Source organism: Ruegeria sp. H7, from assembly GCF_056532945.1.
On record NZ_JBQFNZ010000005.1, the window covers coordinates 91,959 to 108,435 of the forward strand.

Below are 16,477 nucleotides of genomic sequence, written 5' to 3' on the forward strand. Positions count from 1 at the left end.
CCTCTGGTCGCGAAGCTATTCTTCGAAATTCTGACCACCAATCGCGCGGGACATGCCACGAAACTCGGCGATCAGAGTGTTGTCCTGGTTGGTAACGCGGACGTCGTAGATACCGTTGCGGCCCGCAACGGTGACTTCGGTCGCGGTCGCGGTCAATTGGTCGCCCTTTTTTCCGGGGGCGAGAAAGCTGATCGTCGTATGCTGCGCGACGGTTGCCGTGTTGCGGCTGTTGCAGGCAAAGGCAAAGGCGCTGTCGGCCAGCGCATGGGTGACGCCCCCGTGGCACATGCCGTGCCCGTTACAGTGATGGGGCGCGATGGTCAGGGTCAGGACTGCGCGGCCTTCATCGACCTCGGCGATCTCCATCCCGAACCATTTGCTGGCCTCATCATTGGCCCACATTGCGGCGGCGGATTTTTCGGCGCGTTCCTTTGGGGTCATCCTTAGCGTCCTTGAAAATTCGGTGCGCGTTTTTCCAGGAAGCTGGAAACACCCTCGGCATAATCCGCGCTTTCACCGCAGGTTTTCATCGCATCTGCTTCGATCTCAAGCTGATCGCTCAGGGATGTGGTGGCCGCGGTTTGAATGCAGTGTTTTGTCAGGCCAAGTCCAAGAGTGGGGCCGTTGGCGAGTTGCGCGGCAAGCGCGCGCGCCTCGTCCATCAGTTGATCATCGGGCAGCGCCTTCCAGATCAGCCCCCAGTCTTCGGCCTGTTTCGCGGTAAGCGGTTGCGCCGTCAGGGCCAGACCCTTGGCGCGAGCCTCACCCAAAAGACGGGGCAAGTGCCAACTGCCGCCGGTATCCGGGATCAGACCGACTTTGGAGAAGCTTTGGATGAATTTTGCGCTTTCCCCGGCCAGAACCATGTCGCAGGCCAGTGCCAGATTTGCGCCCGCGCCTGCGGCGACGCCGTTCACGGCGCAGATCACGGGAAAGTCCATCGACCGTATTAAACGGACCAGCGGCGCATAGAAACTGCGGACCGTTTTGCCCAGATCGGGCGGGCCGTCCATTTTCGACGGGTCGCGGTCGCCGAGGTCCTGACCAGCACAGAAGCCACGCCCGGCTCCGGTCAGCAGGATCGCCCTAGCCCCATTGTCGCGCGCAGATTTCAGCGCGCTCTGCAAGGCAAAGTGCATCTCTTCGTTGAACGCATTCAGCTTGTCGGGACGGTTCAGGGTTATTTCGGCCCAGTTCCCGTTGTCTTGCACAAGAATCGTATCGCTCATGACTGTCCCACCCGGTCCCGTTCCAACTTAATCATTGCATTAACCGAACGGTTGGTCAATATATAAACCCGAACCGATTCCGGGCCGATCAAAGGAATAGCTCATGTCGCTGGTGCGTGTTGATTTCAGGGGGGACGTGGCCTGGGTCACGGTTGACAACCCGCCGGTGAACGCAACCTCGACCGGGGTGCGGCAGGGGCTGTCCGACGCGGTTGACGCGGTCAAAGGCGCGCGCGTGGCGGTGCTGTGTTGCGCGGGCAGAACCTTTATCGCGGGCGGAGATATGTCCGAATTCGATGCGCCGCCGGTTGAGCCGCATTTGCCGGATGTTGTGCAGAAAATCGAAGACAGTCAGGTGCCGTTCATTGCCTGCATGCATGGCAATGTGCTGGGCGGCGGGTTTGAGGTTGCGATGGCCTGCGCCTGGCGGATCGCCGCGCCGGGTACCGGTTTTGGTCTGCCTGAGGTCAATGTAGGTCTGATCCCCGGCGCAGGGGGCACGCAACGTTTGCCGCGTCTTGTGGGGATGCAGGCTGCAATCGACATCGCGTGCTCGGGAAAAATATTGAAAGCCGAGGCTTTGGCCGAACTTGGGGGCGTGGATCTTGTTGCCGAGGACCCCAAGGCCGCGATCCCCGACTTCATCGCCAAGCTGCCCGAACGTCCGATCCCTGTCAGCCAGCGCCCCGTGGCAGATTTTGCGCCCGACCTGCTGGACATCAGCCGCCAGACCCTGAAGAAACGCGCCAAAGGGCAGCAATCGCCGCTGGAGAACCTGACCGCGCTGGAATGGTCTGCCGAGCCGTTTGCAACAGCACAGCCGAAAGAGCGTGCCCGCCATCTGAAATTGCGCCAAAGCGCCGAAAGTCGCGCCCTGCGCCACGCCTTTTTTGCGGAACGCACCGTGGCGAAACCCGCTGTGATCAAAGGCGCGACCGCGCGTGACATAAGCCGGATCGCGGTTGTCGGCGGGGGGCTGATGGGCGCCGGAATTGCCACCGCTGCCCTAAAAGGTGGCCTGTCAGTCACTTTGATCGAACGGGACTCGGATGCGGCGGCAGCGGCGCACAACCGGGTCGAGGGTCTGCTGCAAGGGGCCGTCAAACGGGGCAAGATGACCGATGTGCAGTTTTGGGATCGTCTGGCCGGTTTTCGGGCCGTGGACAAGTACGCCGAAGCCGCCGATGCAGAACTGGCGATCGAGGCGGTTTTCGAAGACCAGTCCGTCAAGCAACAGGTATTCGCGGAACTGGCCCGCCATATGCCGCAAGATGCAATTCTGGCGACCAACACGTCTTATCTGGACCCGCTGGAGATTTTCGAGGGCATTAAAAACCCGTCTCGCTGCATTGGCCTGCATTTCTTTAGCCCGGCTCATGTCATGAAGCTGTTGGAGGTTGTGCAAACCCCGCACACCTCGGCCGAGGTGGTCGCAACCGGGTTTGCGCTGGGTAAAAAGCTGCGCAAGATATCGGTTCTGTCGGGCATTTGCGACGGGTTTATCGGCAACCGCATGCTGGCCGCTTACCGGCGCGAGGCCGATTATCTGCTGGCGGACGGGGCGCTGCCCTATCAGGTGGATCGGGCCATGCGGGCGTTTGGAATGCCCATGGGGCCGTATGAGTTGCAGGACCTGACCGGCCTTCAGATCGCCTGGGCCAATCGCAAGCGCAATGCTGCAACCCGCGATCCGGGCGAACGCTATGTGACTATCGCGGACCAGCTGTGTGAAATGGACCGGCTTGGCCAGCGCACGGGCAAAGGGTGGTATCGCTACGAGGACGGCAAGCGCGAGCCGATCCGCGATCCCGAGGTTGAGGCGCTGATCGAAGCCTATTCCGCGCAGCAGGGCATTACTCGCCGCGCTTTTTCGGATGACGGGATCACCTCGCGTATACTCGCCGTGCTGGCCAATGAGGGGGCATTGATCCTCGAAGAGGGGATCGCGGAAAACACCGAGGCCGTCGATATGGTACAAATCCATGGGTACGGCTTTCCGCGCTGGCGGGGTGGGCCGATGGCCTATTGCAAAGAGATCGGGCCGGACGTCACCCGCGCAACCATGGCAACCGTCGCTGCAGAAAGTCCGGGGTCGTGGCGCATCGCGGAAGGTCTTGAGGGTCTTTAACATGTTGATGGTTACAAAAGCGACCATTAACGCATTTGCGAGTCATGTTTCACAGGGAGGAGACAGAACCATGAAACTTACCAAGTTGAGCACGCTTTTGGCCTCGGCCGCGCTGGCCGTTTCGGGCACCGTAGCGCTGGCGGCGGATTACACGCTGACCATTTCCAGTTGGGCGCCGCCGACCCATGGCATCAACGCCAAGATGTGGCCGAAATTCGTCGAGATGGTTGAAGAGGCCACCGATGGTCAGGTGACTGCCGAATTGAAACTGGGTCTTGCCCCTCCGCCTGCGCAGATGGACCTGATTATGGACGGCGCGGCGGATGCCTCGATCATCTTCCACGGCTATCAGCCGGGCCGGTTCGTCACCACCAAGTTGATCGAACTGCCTGGATATGAAGGCTCGGCCGAGGATGCCTCGGTTGCCTATTGGCGCACCTATGATCAGCACCTCAGGGCAGCGGATGAACATCGCGGGGTTAAAGTGATCGCCCTGCATACCCATGGCCCGGCGCAGCTGCATTCCAGCAGCCCGGTAACCGCGCTGGACGAGGTCTCGGGCCTCAAGGTCCGTATTCCGGGCGGTGTTGGCGGTGACGTCGGTACGGCGCTGGGGGCGACCGGTATTCAGGTGCCTGCGCCGAAAGTATACGAAACGCTGGCCTCGAAAGCGGCCGATGGCGTGGTCATGCCCTTTGAATCCCGCAAGGGCTTTAAGCTGACCGAAGTGGCGCAGAACGTTTACGAGGTTCCGGGTGGTCTGTATCGCGGGTCGTTCGCTTTCATCATGAACGAGGATACCTTTGCCGATCTGCCCGCCGACCTGCAGGCCGCACTGGAAGAGAACGTCTTCGGCGAACCGCTCAGCCGCGAGATTGGCAAGATCTGGGATGAGATTGACGCGATTGGCCGGGAAGCCACCGAAGGGACCGAGGGCAACGCGATCAACACAGCCTCTGCAGAGGATCTGGAAAAGTTCAATGCGATTGCAGTGGATGTGCGCGCCAAGGTGATCGATGAGGTCAACGGCACCGGTGTCGATGCGCAGGCCGCCTATGACATGATCGTCAATGAAATGGCTGCGCAATAACGCGCTTTGGCTGGCGGGATCGATCCGCCAGCCAGTTTCACCCACCGGGGACCAATCATGCAATCTCTCGTGACCTTTGCGCGTCGCGTCAGCATCATTCCGACGGTGTTGGCCTGTGTGGCGCTGTTCATCCTGATGGTGATGACCTTTTTCGACGTCATCCTGCGCTCTGTCTTCAATGCTCCGATTGAGGCCGCGACCGAGCTGACGCGGATTCTGATGGCGATCCTTGTGTTCTCGGTCCTGCCGATGATCTCGGCGGGGAAGGGGCAGATCGCAGTGGACCTGACGGATGGGATATTCTCGCGCCTGCGACTGAGCCGGGTGCGCGATGCGATTGTCTATCTGATGTCCGGTATCATGCTGATCTGGCCGATTCAGCGGGTCTGGGTTCTGGCGGAGCGCGCGCGGGATTATGGTGATGTCACCGAATACCTGTCGATCCCGGTTTTCTACGTGGGTTGGTTCATCGCCGGTTTCACTGCGATCACCGCCGTTGCAATGATCATCACCGGCCTTCTGCAGATCTTTGCCCCCCACGCCTTGTCGGAGCACGCCTGATGACTGCCGCACTAATCGGTTTTGCCCTTGTTCTTGTCCTCGTGCTGCTGCGGTTGCCCATCGTGTTTGCAATGGGCCTGGTCGGTACGCTGGGTTTTGCTTATGAACGCGGCGGCAGCATCCTGTCCGAGCGCGGGTTGAAGGCCGCGATGTCGATGGTGGGTCGTCAGATCACCGACACGGCGCAGGACTACGGCCTGTCGGTCGTACCACTATTTATCCTTATGGGGCTGTTTGTGAACAAGGGCGGTCTGGCGCGTGAACTTTACGCGGTTTCGAACGCCTTTCTGGGGCACTTTCGCGGTGGTATCGCCATGGCGACCGTCGCGGCCTGCGGCGGGTTTTCGGCCATTTGCGGCTCTTCACTGGCAACGGCTGCAACCATGTCCAAAGTTGCCATGCCGGAAATGCGCCGCTACCGTTATTCGGATGAGCTGTCGACGGCGTCGATTGCGGCAGGCGGCACTTTAGGCATTCTGATCCCGCCGTCGGTGATCCTTGTGATCTATGGCCTGCTGACCGAAACCTCGATCGGCAAGCTGTTCGTCGCGGGTATCATTCCCGGCGTTCTGGGCATCCTGTTTTACCTGTTTGCCGTGCGCTGGACGGTTTGGCGCAGGCCCGAGTCCGGCCCGGCGGGCGAACGCCATGGCTGGGGCGAACGTCTGTCAGCACTGCGTTCGGTTTGGGCCGTGTTGCTGTTATTCTTTCTGGTGATCGGCGGCCTGTATGGTGTGTTCGATTTCTACCCGCTGAACCTGACCTTCAGCCCGACCGAGGCTGCGGGCATGGGTGCAATGGGCGCGTTCCTGATCGCTCTGTCCCGTGGTGGGCTTACGCTGGCGTCCACCTTTGAGGTGCTGAAAGAAACCTCATTCACGGCGGCGGCGCTGTTCTCGGTTCTGATCGGGGCGCAGATCTTTTCGAATTTCATCAACCTTGCCGGTCTGCCCGAAGCCTTGATCGCCTTGGTCACGGCGTATGAGGTGGAACCCTTCGTGGTCATCCTGATGATCCTCGGGATCTACATCATTCTGGGCTGCGTCTTTGAATCGCTGTCGATGCTGCTGCTGACAGTGCCGATCTTTTTCCCGCTGGTCACGTCGCTGGGCTATGACCCGATCTGGTTCGGTATTGTCGTCGTTGTCGTCACCGAGATCAGCCTGATCACGCCCCCTGTCGGTTTGAACGTGTTCATCCTGAAAGGCGTGGTCGGCGATGTGTCGACCGGTACAATCTTCAAAGGGGTCACGCCGTTCTGGGTGGCGGACATCTTCCGTCTGGCTCTGATCGTTCTTGTGCCTTGGCTGGTACTGGTATTGCCTGAACATATGGGGGCGATGGGTCACTGATGTTTTCTCTGACCGCATTGCCACAAGGTTTCCACGCGGACCCGTATCCAATCTACGCCACGCTGCGCGAGGACACGCCGGTCTGCTGGCAGCCCGACGGATCTGTGGTTCTGTCGCGATATGATGATCTGGATCTGGTGTATCGGGACACGGACCGGTTCATATCTGATAAAAAGGCGGTTTTTGGCCCCAAATACGGGATCGACAGCCCTTTGTTTGAACATCACACGACCAGCCTGGTGTTCAACGACCCGCCCCTGCACACCCGTGTTCGCAAGGTGATGGTCGGCGCGATGAACCCGCGGGCTTTGGCGCAGATGGAGCCGGGGCTGATCCAGCTGGTCGATGGGTTGCTGGACGAGATGCAGGCGAAGGGCACGGTGGAACTGATCGAGGATTTTGCCGGTGCGATCCCGATTGAAATCATCGGCAACCTTTTGGGCATTCCCCGGTCCGAACGGGGGCCGCTGCGCGATTGGTCTTTGGCCATTCTCGGCGCATTGGAGCCCAAATTGACGCCAGAGCAAGAAGAGTGGGGCAACCGCTCGGTATCCGACTTCAAGGATTTCCTGAGGCACATCGTAGAAGACCGCCGCGCCAATCCCGGAGACCCCGCGACGGATGTTCTGACGCGGCTGATGCAGGACGACACCGATGGCGGGTTGACCGAAGTCGAGCTGTATCAGAACTGCATTTTCATCCTGAATGCGGGGCATGAGACCACCACCAACCTGATCGGCAACGCGTTGGAGTTGCTGGACCGCCACCCCGACAAACGGGCCGAGTTGCTGGCCGACCCCGATCTGATCACCACCGCAGTGGATGAGTTTCTGCGGCTGGAAAGCCCCAACCAGTTTGGCAATCGTTTGACCACCCAAGACGTGTCGTTTCACGGAGAAACAATCCCGGCCGGGACCGACGTTCACCTGTGCATCGGCGCGGCCAACCGCGACCCGCGGCAGTTCGACCGGCCCGATGCTGTCCTGTTGAACCGCCGCCCCAACAAGCATCACGCCTTTGCCGGCGGACCCCATACCTGCGTCGGCCTGACTTTGGCGCGGATGGAGGGGCGCGTTGCCGTCGGGCGTTTTCTGACCCGGTTCCCCAACTATCGCATCACGGAAGGTGCCGAACGCGGCGGGCGGATCCGGTTTCGCGGCTTCGCACGACTGCCCGCGCAGGTTTGAGATGTTTGGTTCAGGGGTATCGGTTCGGGAATTTATTGACCGACCGTACGGTTTAAAATATCATTTCGCCAGACCGGCAAAGGGCTGCGCGAAGATCGCCATGCAGATGAGGAGACGCTCATGACCATCCAACAGATTTCCAGCTTCGCCGCCGGTGAGTGGGTTTCGCCCGGCGAAGGGGCCCGCACCATTGCCAGCGCTGTCACGGGCGAGGTGATCGCCACTGCGGGCAACAACGCGTTGGACGTGCAGGCGATGTTGGACCACGCGCGCAACGTCGGCGGCCCGGCCTTGCGCAAGATGACATTTCACGAACGGGCCAAGATGCTCAAGGCGCTGTCTCTGCATTTGGGCCAGCACAAGCAGGCCCTTTATGACCTGTCCTTCAACACGGGCGCCACGCAGTCGGATCACCTGATCGACATCGACGGCGGTATCGGAACGATGTTCGTCTTCGCTTCAAAGGGCCGGCGCGAGATGCCGGACGGGCATGTGTATCTGGATGGTGAGGTCGAGCAGCTATCGCGCAATGGCACCTTTCTGGGCCAGCACATCTGCACTCCGCTGCATGGCGTGGCGGTTCATATCAACGCGTTCAACTTTCCTGTCTGGGGGATGTTGGAAAAGCTGGCACCGACCCTGTTGGCAGGAGTTCCGGCGATTGTGAAACCGGCGACGAATTCCTGCTATGTGACTGAACTCTGTGTCCGGCTGATGTTGGACTCGGGCATTTTGCCAGCGGGCGCGCTGCAACTGGTCTCGGGCGGGCTGGGCGATATGCTGGATCGCCTGACCATGCAGGACGTGGTCAGTTTCACAGGGTCTGCCGATACTGCTCTGAACCTGCGATCCAACCCTGTGATCTTGCAGAACTCGGTGCGGTTTGTGGCGGAACAGGACAGCCTGAACTGTTCGATCCTCGGCCCCGATGCACAGCCGGGCACGCCGGAATTTGACCTGTTCGTCAAGGAAATTCAGCGTGAAATGACCACGAAAGCGGGTCAGAAATGCACCGCAATCCGCCGGATCATCGCGCCCGAGTCGCAGGTGCAGGCGGTGATCGAGGCGCTATCCGCGCGGCTGGCCAAAACGGCCATCGGAGACCCAAAGCTGGAGACCACGCGCATGGGTGCGTTGGTCTCGACCAGTCAGAAACGCGACGTTCTGGAAAAGGCCGCGATCATCGGGAAAGAGGCCGAGCGTGTCTTTGGCAACCCGGATGATTTCACGGTCGATGGCGCGGATGCCGAAAAAGGCGCGTTTCTGCCGCCCATGCTGTACCACTGCGCCAACCCGGACACGGCACAGCGCGTGCACGACACCGAAGCCTTTGGTCCGGTCAGCACAGTGATGGGGTATCGCGACCTCGACCATGCGATCGAACTGGCGAACCGGGGGCAGGGGTCGCTGGTGGCGTCGATTATCACCCATGACCCGGATGTGGCGCGGCAGGTTGCGATGGGGGTGGGGGCCTATCACGGGCGGCTTTACTTCAACAATCGCGACTCGATGACCGAATCCACCGGCCACGGTTCACCCTTGCCGCATATGGTCCATGGCGGACCCGGCCGCGCCGGGGGCGGCGAAGAAATGGGCGGCGTGCGCGGCGTGAAACACTATATGCAGCGCACCGCCATTCAGGGTTCACCCGATCTGCTGACCGCGATTGGCGGCAAATGGGTGCCGGGTGCTGCTGAAATCGAAGGCCCCGCGCATCCCTTTACTCGCAGGTTCCACGACCTTGCGATTGGTGAGACCATCCACACCGACCCGCGCTCCATCACGCTGGAGGACATCGAACATTTTGCCCATTTCACCGGTGATACGTTCTATGCCCACATGGATCAGGCCGCAGCGGAACGAAACCCGTTCTTTCCGGGCCGTGTCGCGCATGGATACCTGTTGCTGTCCTTTGCTGCGGGGTTGTTTGTTGAGCCGAATGAAGGGCCGGTTCTGGCCAATACCGGCCTGGACGGGTTGCGCTTCATGAAACCGGTCGAGGCGGGGGATACGATCAAGGTGCGCCTGACAGTCAAAAGCAAGACCAAGCGAAACGACGAATATGGCGAGGTTCGCTGGCATGTCACCCTGACCCAGCAGGATGATGACATGGTCGCAGAGTATGAATTGCTGACCATGGTCGCCTACTAGACCCACAAGGCCGGATGGCATTTCCGTCCGGCCCGATTATACTTGGCCTATGAAAGATACGGCTCCTGATTGGTTCGAAACCTGCGTCAGCCAACTGACAAACACGGGCACGCAGCGGGTGTGGTCGGTTCTGGTTACGATTTTTGGCGATCTGGCGCAGAACGGATCGGATCAGGTGAGTGGTGCGCTGATTACCACGCTCACCGCTCTGGCCGGGATCAAGGCCGAAGCGACGCGTGTCGCGCTGCACCGGTTGCGCAAGGAAGGTTGGATCGAAAGTACGCGGGTGGGGCGGAACAGTGTGCATCGCCTCACCGAATTCGGCCGCAGCCAAAGCGCGGCTGCCGCGCCGCGTATCTATGCCCGCGAAACGACTAAGCCTGATGTGTGGCATGTGCTGATTGCCAGCAATACCGAGAGTTCCCGGAAAGAATTGTCGGATTTGATGCTGACCGGAGATTATATCTCGGTGAATCCCACAACAGCCATGGCGCCCGGCCCGATCCCGGACGGGCTGGAGGAGTTGCTGGGCATCGAAAGCAGCACCATCGCGGCACCCGATTGGCTGCGTGATCTGTGCGGGCCAGAGGCCCTGAAAACGGCGTATGACCAGTTCTGGAACTCGATTCAGGGTGTCGAACACCTTCTGCCCGCAAAAGGGGTGAACGATGTGCTGCGAACTGCCGTGTTGCGCGTTTTGATCGTGCACGGGTGGCGGCGTCTGATCCTGCGCCACCCGGCCCTGCCACCTGCGTTTCTGCCTTCGGATTGGAAGGGGGAAGAGTGCCGCGAGGCGGTCTTTCGGTTGCTGGACAAGCTGCCCCGCCCCGATCTTGCAACATTGGAAGCCGCGCTGGACGATTGACGCAGGGCCGGTTGCCCAGACCTGTGAAGGCACAAAACCAGCGGCTTGGGTTGGTTCGACCATTGTGGCGGCATAGGCATGGATAATCATGTTACACAATATGCGAAGCAGGCGATGATATGGTAACATAAGGCTTGCCTCGAATCGGATCTGCATTTATTAACCGACCAGACGGTTAATGACGGTTCCTGCGAACAGGAGACATTACAGATGGACGCATTCATTTGCGACGCGACGCGCACTCCGATTGGACGGTATGGCGGAGCGTTGTCTTCTGTGCGCACGGATGATCTGGCCGCCATCCCGCTGGCCGCCCTGAAGGCCCGCAATCCCCAGGTTGACTGGGCCAGCGTGGATGATGTGATCTATGGCGACGCCAATCAGGCAGGTGAAAGCAACCGCAATGTGGCACGCATGGCCGCGCTATTGGCCGGGTTGCCGATTGACGTTCCCGGAACAACGATAAACCGCCTGTGTGCCAGCGGCATGGATGCTGTCGGAATGGCCGCGCGTGGGATCAAAGCGGGGGATTACGATCTGGCCATCGCGGGCGGTGTAGAAAGCATGTCGCGCGCGCCGTTTGTGATGCCCAAGGCGACGTCCGCCTTCACGCGCAGCAATGCGGTGTATGACACAACGATTGGCTGGCGCTTTGTGAACCCCAAGATGCAGCAGGAATACGGCATCGATTCCATGCCGCAAACCGCTGATAACGTGGCCGAGGATTACGGGATCAGCCGCGAGGATCAGGATGCCTTTGCCGCGCGCAGCCAGGCCCGTTGGCAGGCCGCGCATGCAGCGGGCGTGTTCAGGGACGAAATCACCCCGGTCTCGATCCCGCAGCGCAAGGGCGATCCGATTGTCTCGGACACCGACGAACATCCGCGACCGGGAACAACGGCAGAAAAGCTTTCGGGTCTCAAAGGGGTGAACGGGCCGGACAAGACGGTTACGGCGGGAAATGCCTCGGGCGTGAATGATGGGGCCGCCGCGATCCTGATGGCGAATGAGGCGGCAGCGGCAAAGAACGATCTGACCCCTATGGCCCGCGTGGTGGGCATGTCGGTCGCGGGGGTAGAGCCGCGCGTCATGGGGATCGGCCCGGTGCCTGCGACGCGCAAGGTTTTGGCTCGTGCGGGGCTGCGCATCGAACAGATGGACGTGATAGAGTTGAACGAAGCCTTCGCGTCCCAGGGGCTGGCGACGCTGCGGGAACTGGGCCTGCCCGATGATGCACCGCACGTAAACCCGAATGGCGGCGCGATTGCGCTTGGCCATCCCTTGGGCATGAGCGGCGCGCGTCTGGTGCTGACCGCGGCCTATCAGTTGAAACGAACCGGGGGCCGCTATGCGCTCTGCACCATGTGTGTGGGTGTCGGGCAGGGCGCGGCCCTTATTCTTGAACGCGTGTGACGGAGGAGACGGAACATGTACGCTCAGATGGTAAAATCCGAAGCGTCGGACGACGATCCGGAAAAGCTGGCGGAATTTCAGGCGCGGATCGACGCGGATATCAAGATCGAACCCAAGGACTGGATGCCTCAGGCCTATCGCAAGACCCTGATCCGCCAGATCGGGCAGCACGCGCATTCCGAGATTGTGGGCCAACTGCCTGAAGGCAACTGGATCACGCGCGCGCCAACGCTGGAGCGTAAGGCGATCCTTCTGGCCAAGGTGCAGGATGAGGCCGGACATGGGCTGTACCTGTACTGCGCGGCCGAGACATTGGGGGTCAGTCGCGATGAACTGACCGAGATGCTGCTGGACGGGCGCATGAAATACTCGTCAATCTTCAACTACCCGACCTTGAACTGGGCCGATATCGGCGCGGTCGGGTGGTTGGTCGACGGGGCTGCGATCATGAATCAGGTGCCGCTGCAGCGCACGTCTTATGGCCCTTATTCCCGCGCCATGATCCGCATCTGCAAGGAAGAAAGCTTTCACCAGCGTCAGGGCTATGACGCGATCCGCAAGATGGCCGAAGGCACGCCCGAGCAGCGCAGGATGGCGCAGGACGCGCTGAACCGGTTCTGGTTCCCGTCGCTGATGATGTTCGGACCGTCCGACAAGGATTCCGTGCATTCGGCGCAGTCGATGGCGTGGAAGATCAAGATCAACACCAATGACGAGCTGCGTCAGAAATTCGTCGATCAGACCGTGCCGCAGGCCGAGTATCTGGGTCTGACCATCCCCGACCCGGACCTGAAATGGAACGAGGACCGCGGGCATTACGATTTCTCGGAACCCGACTGGTCCGAGTTCTTCGACGTGCTCAAAGGCAACGGCCCCTGCAACGTGGATCGTCTGGCCGCCCGCAACAAGGCCTGGGATGACGGCCAGTGGGTCCGCGACGGGCTACTGGCCCATGCCCGCAAGAAACGCGCCGGCAATCTGGCGGCGGAATAAGCTTGCCCAAAGGAGGAAACCCGATGAACAACGAATGGCCCCTGTGGGAAATCTTCATCCGCGGCCAGCATGGGATGAGCCACCGGCATGTCGGCTCGCTGCATGCGCCCGATGCGGAAATGGCGATCAAGAACGCGCGCGACGTTTATACCCGCCGCAACGAAGGCGTTTCGATCTGGGTGGTCGAAGCCAACAACATCTCGGCCTCGTCACCCAGCGACAAAGGCCCGCTGTATGAACCCAGTGAAAGCAAAGTGTACCGCCACCCGACCTTCTTCGACATTCCCGAAGATGTGGGGGCGATGTAATGAGTGTTTCGGTTACCAACGACGCTTTGCTGCAATTCCTGCTGCGGATGGGGGACAATACCCTGATCCTGGGTCACCGCGTCAGCGAGTGGTGCGGCCATGCGCCGGTGCTTGAGGAAGATATTGCGCTGGCCAACACGGCGCTGGACCTGATCGGACAGACCCAGATGTGGCTTGGCCTTGCGGGTGAGGTTGAAGGCGGCAAAAGCGCCGATGATCTGGCCTTTCTGCGCGATGCCTGGGATTTCCGCAACGTGCTGCTGGTCGAGGTGCCGAATGGCGATTTCGGCCGTACGCTGATGCGCCAGTTCCTGTTCGACGCGTGGCATTCGATCATGCTGGGGCGTCTGATGACATCCTCGGACGACCGGGTCGCAGCCATTGCCGCGAAGGCCAGCAAAGAAGTTATCTATCATCTGGAACGCTCGGGCGAGACGGTTGTGGGCCTTGGCGACGGGACCGAGGAAAGCCACGCAAGGATGCAGGAGGCGCTGGATTACCTGTGGCCTTACGTGGGTGAGATGTTTGTCGGCGACGACATCGATGCCCAGATGGTTGCAGCGGGGATCGCACCGAACCCGTCCGATCTGCGCGCCGAATATGACGCTTTGGTTGAACGCGTTCTGACCAGGGCAACGCTGACCATTCCGGACAGCCGTTTTACCCATAAGGGCGGGCGCGATGGGCGGATGCATACCGAGCATCTGGGCCACCTGCTGACACAGATGCAATGGCTGCAACGCGCCTATCCCGGCGCGAAGTGGTGAGATGTGATGCAGGCCTCGACCGAACAGATCTGGGGCTGGCTGGATGCCGTTCCCGACCCCGAGATCCCGGTGATCTCGGTCGTGGATCTGGGCATTGTCCGTGGCGTGCGGTGGGAGGCTGAAACGTTGGTCATTACGGTCACGCCCACCTATTCCGGCTGCCCGGCGACGTCGGTGATCAGCATGGATATCGAAACCGCCCTGCGCGATCATGGGATCGGGGATGTGCGGATCGAAACCAGCATCGCCCCCGCCTGGACCACCGATTGGCTGAGCGATAAGGGCCGCGCCCGGTTGGAAGACTATGGCATTGCACCGCCGCAACCGGCGGGCGGCCCGGACCGGTGCCCCCATTGCGGCAGCAAGGCGGTCGAGAAGGTCAGCCAGTTCGGCTCGACCCCCTGCAAGGCCCATTGGCGCTGCACCGATTGCCTGGAACCCTTTGACTATTTCAAGTGCATCTGAGGAGGAGCACCGGATGGCACGTTTTCATGATCTGAAAGTCACCGACATCCACAAGACCATCCGCGATGCGGTTGTGGTGACACTTGAGCCGGTAAACGGTGCGGCGGATCAGTTCGACTTTACTGCCGGTCAGTATCTGACGTTCCGGCGTGATTTTGACGGTGAGGAACTGCGCCGATCGTATTCGATCTGCGCGGGCAAGGATGACGGTGTTTTGCAGGTTGGTATCAAACGCGTCGAGGGCGGTGCCTTTTCAAGCTGGGCCAATGCAGAACTTACCGTTGGCGACGTCGTGCAGGCGATGCCACCAATGGGCAGCTTCCACGCGCCCATCGATGCAGATGCGCAGAAACAGTATCTTGGCTTTGCCGGCGGCTCGGGCATCACGCCGGTTCTGTCGATTCTGAAAACCACGCTGGCCCGCGAGCCCAAATCCCGTTTCACGCTGATCTATGCCAACAAAGGCATCAACACGATCATGTTCCGGGAAGAACTGGAGGACCTGAAAAACCTCTATATGGGCCGCCTGAACGTGATCCACATCCTCGAAGCAGACGCGCAAGAGATCGATTTGTTCACCGGTCTGGTCACGCAGGACAAATGCGGCCAGCTTTTCAAGCATTGGATCGATATCACAAACGTGGACACCGCTTTTATCTGCGGACCGGAACCGATGATGCTGGGGATTGCCGCCGCTTTGCGCGACCACGGGCTGGAAGACAGCCAGATCAAGTTCGAGCTTTTCGCCAGCGCCCAACCGGGACGGGCCAAGCGCAAGGCAAGCGCGGCGCAGGCGGGCACGCAGGCCAACCAGACCAGTGCGTCGATCACGCTGGACGGGGCCACTCAGACCATGACCCTACCCAAGGATCAGTCCATTCTTGAGGCCGCGCTGGAAAACGCCATGGACGCGCCATACGCCTGCAAGGCAGGAGTTTGTTCCACCTGCCGCTGCCGCGTGCTCGAGGGCGAGGTCGAAATGCTCGCCAATCACGCGCTTGAGGATTACGAGGTCGAAAAGGGCTATGTCCTAAGCTGTCAGGCCTATCCGGTGACCGACCGCGTCGTCGTCGACTACGATCAGTGACAGGAGAGGATTGATGAGCGATACCATGACACTCGACAGCTATCTGGCCGCAGGCGGGGTGCTGACCAATCCAACCAATGTCCCGCCGCGATACCGGGCCGAACTGATGAAGCTGATGGCCACTTTCGTGGATAGCGAACTGGCCGGGGCCGCGGGGTTTGCCGACATCATCAATCAGGGGCCGGGCATCAAGGAACGCATCGCGGCCGCCAAGATCGTGCTTGAAAAAACCGACAACGCGGATCGCGTCCTGAAGATCATGGGTGAGTTCGGGGCGGACACCGAAAGATACGCCACCCATCACCCCTGGACCGCGCGTCTGGACCGTGATGCCGATATTGGCGCGACCCGCAGCAAACACGACATGCGCCTTGCGGTGTTCAACTACCCGATCAGCGGCTGGACAGATGCCGTCGTCATGAACCTGCTGATGAGCCGCGCCGTCGCCGAGCAACTGGCTGAGTTTTCGACGATCTCGTATCAGCCGCTGGCCGAGGCTTTCCGGATCGTCGCGCCTATCGAGGCGAACCACGGCGATCTGGCCTTGGAAGGCGCAACCAAGCTGATCGCGGCGGGCGAGGCAGACGCGATGCAAAGCTCGGTCGATTATTGGTGGCCCCGCGTGACCGCCTCGTTCGGGGGCGATGATCCGAAACGGTTCGAGCTTCTGAAATCCATGAACCTGAGACGCACCGAGAACCACATGCTGCGAGAGCGGTGGCACCATACGATGGGCGAGACCTTGGCGACATTGAACCTTAGAAAGCCCGTCTAGACCCTGTCGTCCGACTTGGCCGCCTGTAATTCGCGACCAGACGGCCCTTTGCTTTCGAGGTTGATTAGCGCATCAATATTTCTGATGCGTAACCGCAAATCTGTTG

General features: G+C 60.5%; 16 protein-coding genes. 14 read left to right on the forward strand and 2 right to left on the reverse strand.

Going from position 1 to position 16,477, the window contains the following annotated elements; genetic code table 11:
* Window positions 1-15: 15 nt before the first annotated feature.
* Window positions 16-441 (reverse strand): hydroxyphenylacetyl-CoA thioesterase PaaI, encoded by a 426-nt coding sequence (gene paaI / locus ACR0AC_RS12470; RefSeq protein WP_170453890.1) that lies wholly within the window; start codon window positions 439-441, stop codon window positions 16-18.
* 2 nt (window positions 442-443) lie between these two features.
* The gene (gene paaG / locus ACR0AC_RS12475; protein ID WP_480626649.1) at window positions 444-1,229 is read right to left on the reverse strand and encodes a 2-(1,2-epoxy-1,2-dihydrophenyl)acetyl-CoA isomerase PaaG; all 786 of its coding nucleotides are present in this window, start codon (window positions 1,227-1,229) and stop codon (window positions 444-446) included.
* A 103-nt stretch (window positions 1,230-1,332) separates the two neighbouring features.
* Between paaG and ACR0AC_RS12480 the strand changes: the two genes are divergently transcribed.
* The 14 genes from ACR0AC_RS12480 (at window position 1,333) to ACR0AC_RS12545 (ending at window position 16,371) form a co-directional block, all read left to right on the forward strand.
* Window positions 1,333-3,357, forward strand: a complete 2,025-nt coding sequence (locus tag ACR0AC_RS12480; protein WP_480873753.1) for an FAD-dependent oxidoreductase — start codon at window positions 1,333-1,335, stop codon at window positions 3,355-3,357.
* Between the two features lie 70 nt (window positions 3,358-3,427).
* Entirely contained in the window at window positions 3,428-4,447 is a 1,020-nt protein-coding gene (locus tag ACR0AC_RS12485) for a TRAP transporter substrate-binding protein (protein ID WP_480873756.1), read from the forward strand.
* Between the two features lie 57 nt (window positions 4,448-4,504).
* The gene (locus ACR0AC_RS12490; RefSeq protein ID WP_170622221.1) at window positions 4,505-5,008 is read left to right on the forward strand and encodes a TRAP transporter small permease subunit; all 504 of its coding nucleotides are present in this window, start codon (window positions 4,505-4,507) and stop codon (window positions 5,006-5,008) included.
* Window positions 5,008-6,360 (forward strand): TRAP transporter large permease, encoded by a 1,353-nt coding sequence (locus ACR0AC_RS12495; protein WP_170522613.1) that lies wholly within the window; start codon window positions 5,008-5,010, stop codon window positions 6,358-6,360. Before ACR0AC_RS12490 ends, ACR0AC_RS12495 begins: the two co-directional genes overlap by 1 nt.
* Window positions 6,360-7,547 carry a cytochrome P450 gene (locus tag ACR0AC_RS12500; RefSeq protein ID WP_480626652.1) on the forward strand — a complete coding sequence of 396 codons (1,188 nt, stop codon included), beginning with the start codon at window positions 6,360-6,362 and terminating at the stop codon, window positions 7,545-7,547. Before ACR0AC_RS12495 ends, ACR0AC_RS12500 begins: the two co-directional genes overlap by 1 nt.
* A gap of 120 nt (window positions 7,548-7,667) precedes the next feature.
* Complete coding sequence (paaZ, locus tag ACR0AC_RS12505) at window positions 7,668-9,698, forward strand: phenylacetic acid degradation bifunctional protein PaaZ (protein WP_480873761.1); 2,031 nt, start codon at window positions 7,668-7,670, stop codon at window positions 9,696-9,698.
* A 49-nt stretch (window positions 9,699-9,747) separates the two neighbouring features.
* Window positions 9,748-10,563 carry a PaaX family transcriptional regulator C-terminal domain-containing protein gene (locus tag ACR0AC_RS12510; protein WP_170522622.1) on the forward strand — a complete coding sequence of 272 codons (816 nt, stop codon included), beginning with the start codon at window positions 9,748-9,750 and terminating at the stop codon, window positions 10,561-10,563.
* 210 nt (window positions 10,564-10,773) lie between these two features.
* Window positions 10,774-11,976 carry a 3-oxoadipyl-CoA thiolase gene (gene pcaF, locus ACR0AC_RS12515; RefSeq protein WP_480626654.1) on the forward strand — a complete coding sequence of 401 codons (1,203 nt, stop codon included), beginning with the start codon at window positions 10,774-10,776 and terminating at the stop codon, window positions 11,974-11,976.
* A 15-nt stretch (window positions 11,977-11,991) separates the two neighbouring features.
* Window positions 11,992-12,969 (forward strand): 1,2-phenylacetyl-CoA epoxidase subunit PaaA, encoded by a 978-nt coding sequence (gene paaA / locus ACR0AC_RS12520; RefSeq protein ID WP_480781234.1) that lies wholly within the window; start codon window positions 11,992-11,994, stop codon window positions 12,967-12,969.
* Between the two features lie 23 nt (window positions 12,970-12,992).
* Window positions 12,993-13,277, forward strand: a complete 285-nt coding sequence (paaB, locus tag ACR0AC_RS12525; RefSeq protein WP_170453879.1) for a 1,2-phenylacetyl-CoA epoxidase subunit PaaB — start codon at window positions 12,993-12,995, stop codon at window positions 13,275-13,277.
* Entirely contained in the window at window positions 13,277-14,044 is a 768-nt protein-coding gene (paaC, locus tag ACR0AC_RS12530) for a 1,2-phenylacetyl-CoA epoxidase subunit PaaC (protein WP_480873764.1), read from the forward strand. The genes paaB and paaC overlap by 1 nt, the downstream gene beginning before the upstream one ends.
* Before the next feature lie 6 nt (window positions 14,045-14,050).
* Complete coding sequence (gene paaD, locus ACR0AC_RS12535) at window positions 14,051-14,509, forward strand: 1,2-phenylacetyl-CoA epoxidase subunit PaaD (protein WP_170522634.1); 459 nt, start codon at window positions 14,051-14,053, stop codon at window positions 14,507-14,509.
* A gap of 13 nt (window positions 14,510-14,522) precedes the next feature.
* Window positions 14,523-15,596, forward strand: a complete 1,074-nt coding sequence (locus ACR0AC_RS12540; RefSeq protein ID WP_170453876.1) for a 2Fe-2S iron-sulfur cluster-binding protein — start codon at window positions 14,523-14,525, stop codon at window positions 15,594-15,596.
* Between the two features lie 13 nt (window positions 15,597-15,609).
* Window positions 15,610-16,371 (forward strand): Phenylacetic acid catabolic protein, encoded by a 762-nt coding sequence (locus ACR0AC_RS12545; RefSeq protein WP_480873768.1) that lies wholly within the window; start codon window positions 15,610-15,612, stop codon window positions 16,369-16,371.
* The last annotated feature ends 106 nt before the right edge of the window (window positions 16,372-16,477 follow it).

Excerpts from the sequence above, each read along its gene's own strand:
- ACR0AC_RS12495 (WP_170522613.1), top strand. The coding sequence starts at position 5,008 with ATGACTGCCGCACTAATCGGTTTTGCCCTTGTTCTTGTCCTCGTGCTG.
- ACR0AC_RS12510 (WP_170522622.1), top strand. The coding sequence starts at position 9,748 with ATGAAAGATACGGCTCCTGATTGGTTCGAAACCTGCGTCAGCCAACTG.
- paaA (WP_480781234.1), top strand. The coding sequence starts at position 11,992 with ATGTACGCTCAGATGGTAAAATCCGAAGCGTCGGACGACGATCCGGAA.
- paaC (WP_480873764.1), top strand. The coding sequence starts at position 13,277 with ATGAGTGTTTCGGTTACCAACGACGCTTTGCTGCAATTCCTGCTGCGG.
- pcaF (WP_480626654.1), top strand. The coding sequence starts at position 10,774 with ATGGACGCATTCATTTGCGACGCGACGCGCACTCCGATTGGACGGTAT.
- paaD (WP_170522634.1), top strand. The coding sequence starts at position 14,051 with ATGCAGGCCTCGACCGAACAGATCTGGGGCTGGCTGGATGCCGTTCCC.
- ACR0AC_RS12540 (WP_170453876.1), top strand. The coding sequence starts at position 14,523 with ATGGCACGTTTTCATGATCTGAAAGTCACCGACATCCACAAGACCATC.
- paaB (WP_170453879.1), top strand. The coding sequence starts at position 12,993 with ATGAACAACGAATGGCCCCTGTGGGAAATCTTCATCCGCGGCCAGCAT.
- paaG (WP_480626649.1), bottom strand. The coding sequence starts at position 1,229 with ATGAGCGATACGATTCTTGTGCAAGACAACGGGAACTGGGCCGAAATA.
- paaZ (WP_480873761.1), top strand. The coding sequence starts at position 7,668 with ATGACCATCCAACAGATTTCCAGCTTCGCCGCCGGTGAGTGGGTTTCG.
- ACR0AC_RS12490 (WP_170622221.1), top strand. The coding sequence starts at position 4,505 with ATGCAATCTCTCGTGACCTTTGCGCGTCGCGTCAGCATCATTCCGACG.
- ACR0AC_RS12545 (WP_480873768.1), top strand. The coding sequence starts at position 15,610 with ATGAGCGATACCATGACACTCGACAGCTATCTGGCCGCAGGCGGGGTG.
- paaI (WP_170453890.1), bottom strand. The coding sequence starts at position 441 with ATGACCCCAAAGGAACGCGCCGAAAAATCCGCCGCCGCAATGTGGGCC.
- ACR0AC_RS12500 (WP_480626652.1), top strand. The coding sequence starts at position 6,360 with ATGTTTTCTCTGACCGCATTGCCACAAGGTTTCCACGCGGACCCGTAT.
- ACR0AC_RS12485 (WP_480873756.1), top strand. The coding sequence starts at position 3,428 with ATGAAACTTACCAAGTTGAGCACGCTTTTGGCCTCGGCCGCGCTGGCC.
- ACR0AC_RS12480 (WP_480873753.1), top strand. The coding sequence starts at position 1,333 with ATGTCGCTGGTGCGTGTTGATTTCAGGGGGGACGTGGCCTGGGTCACG.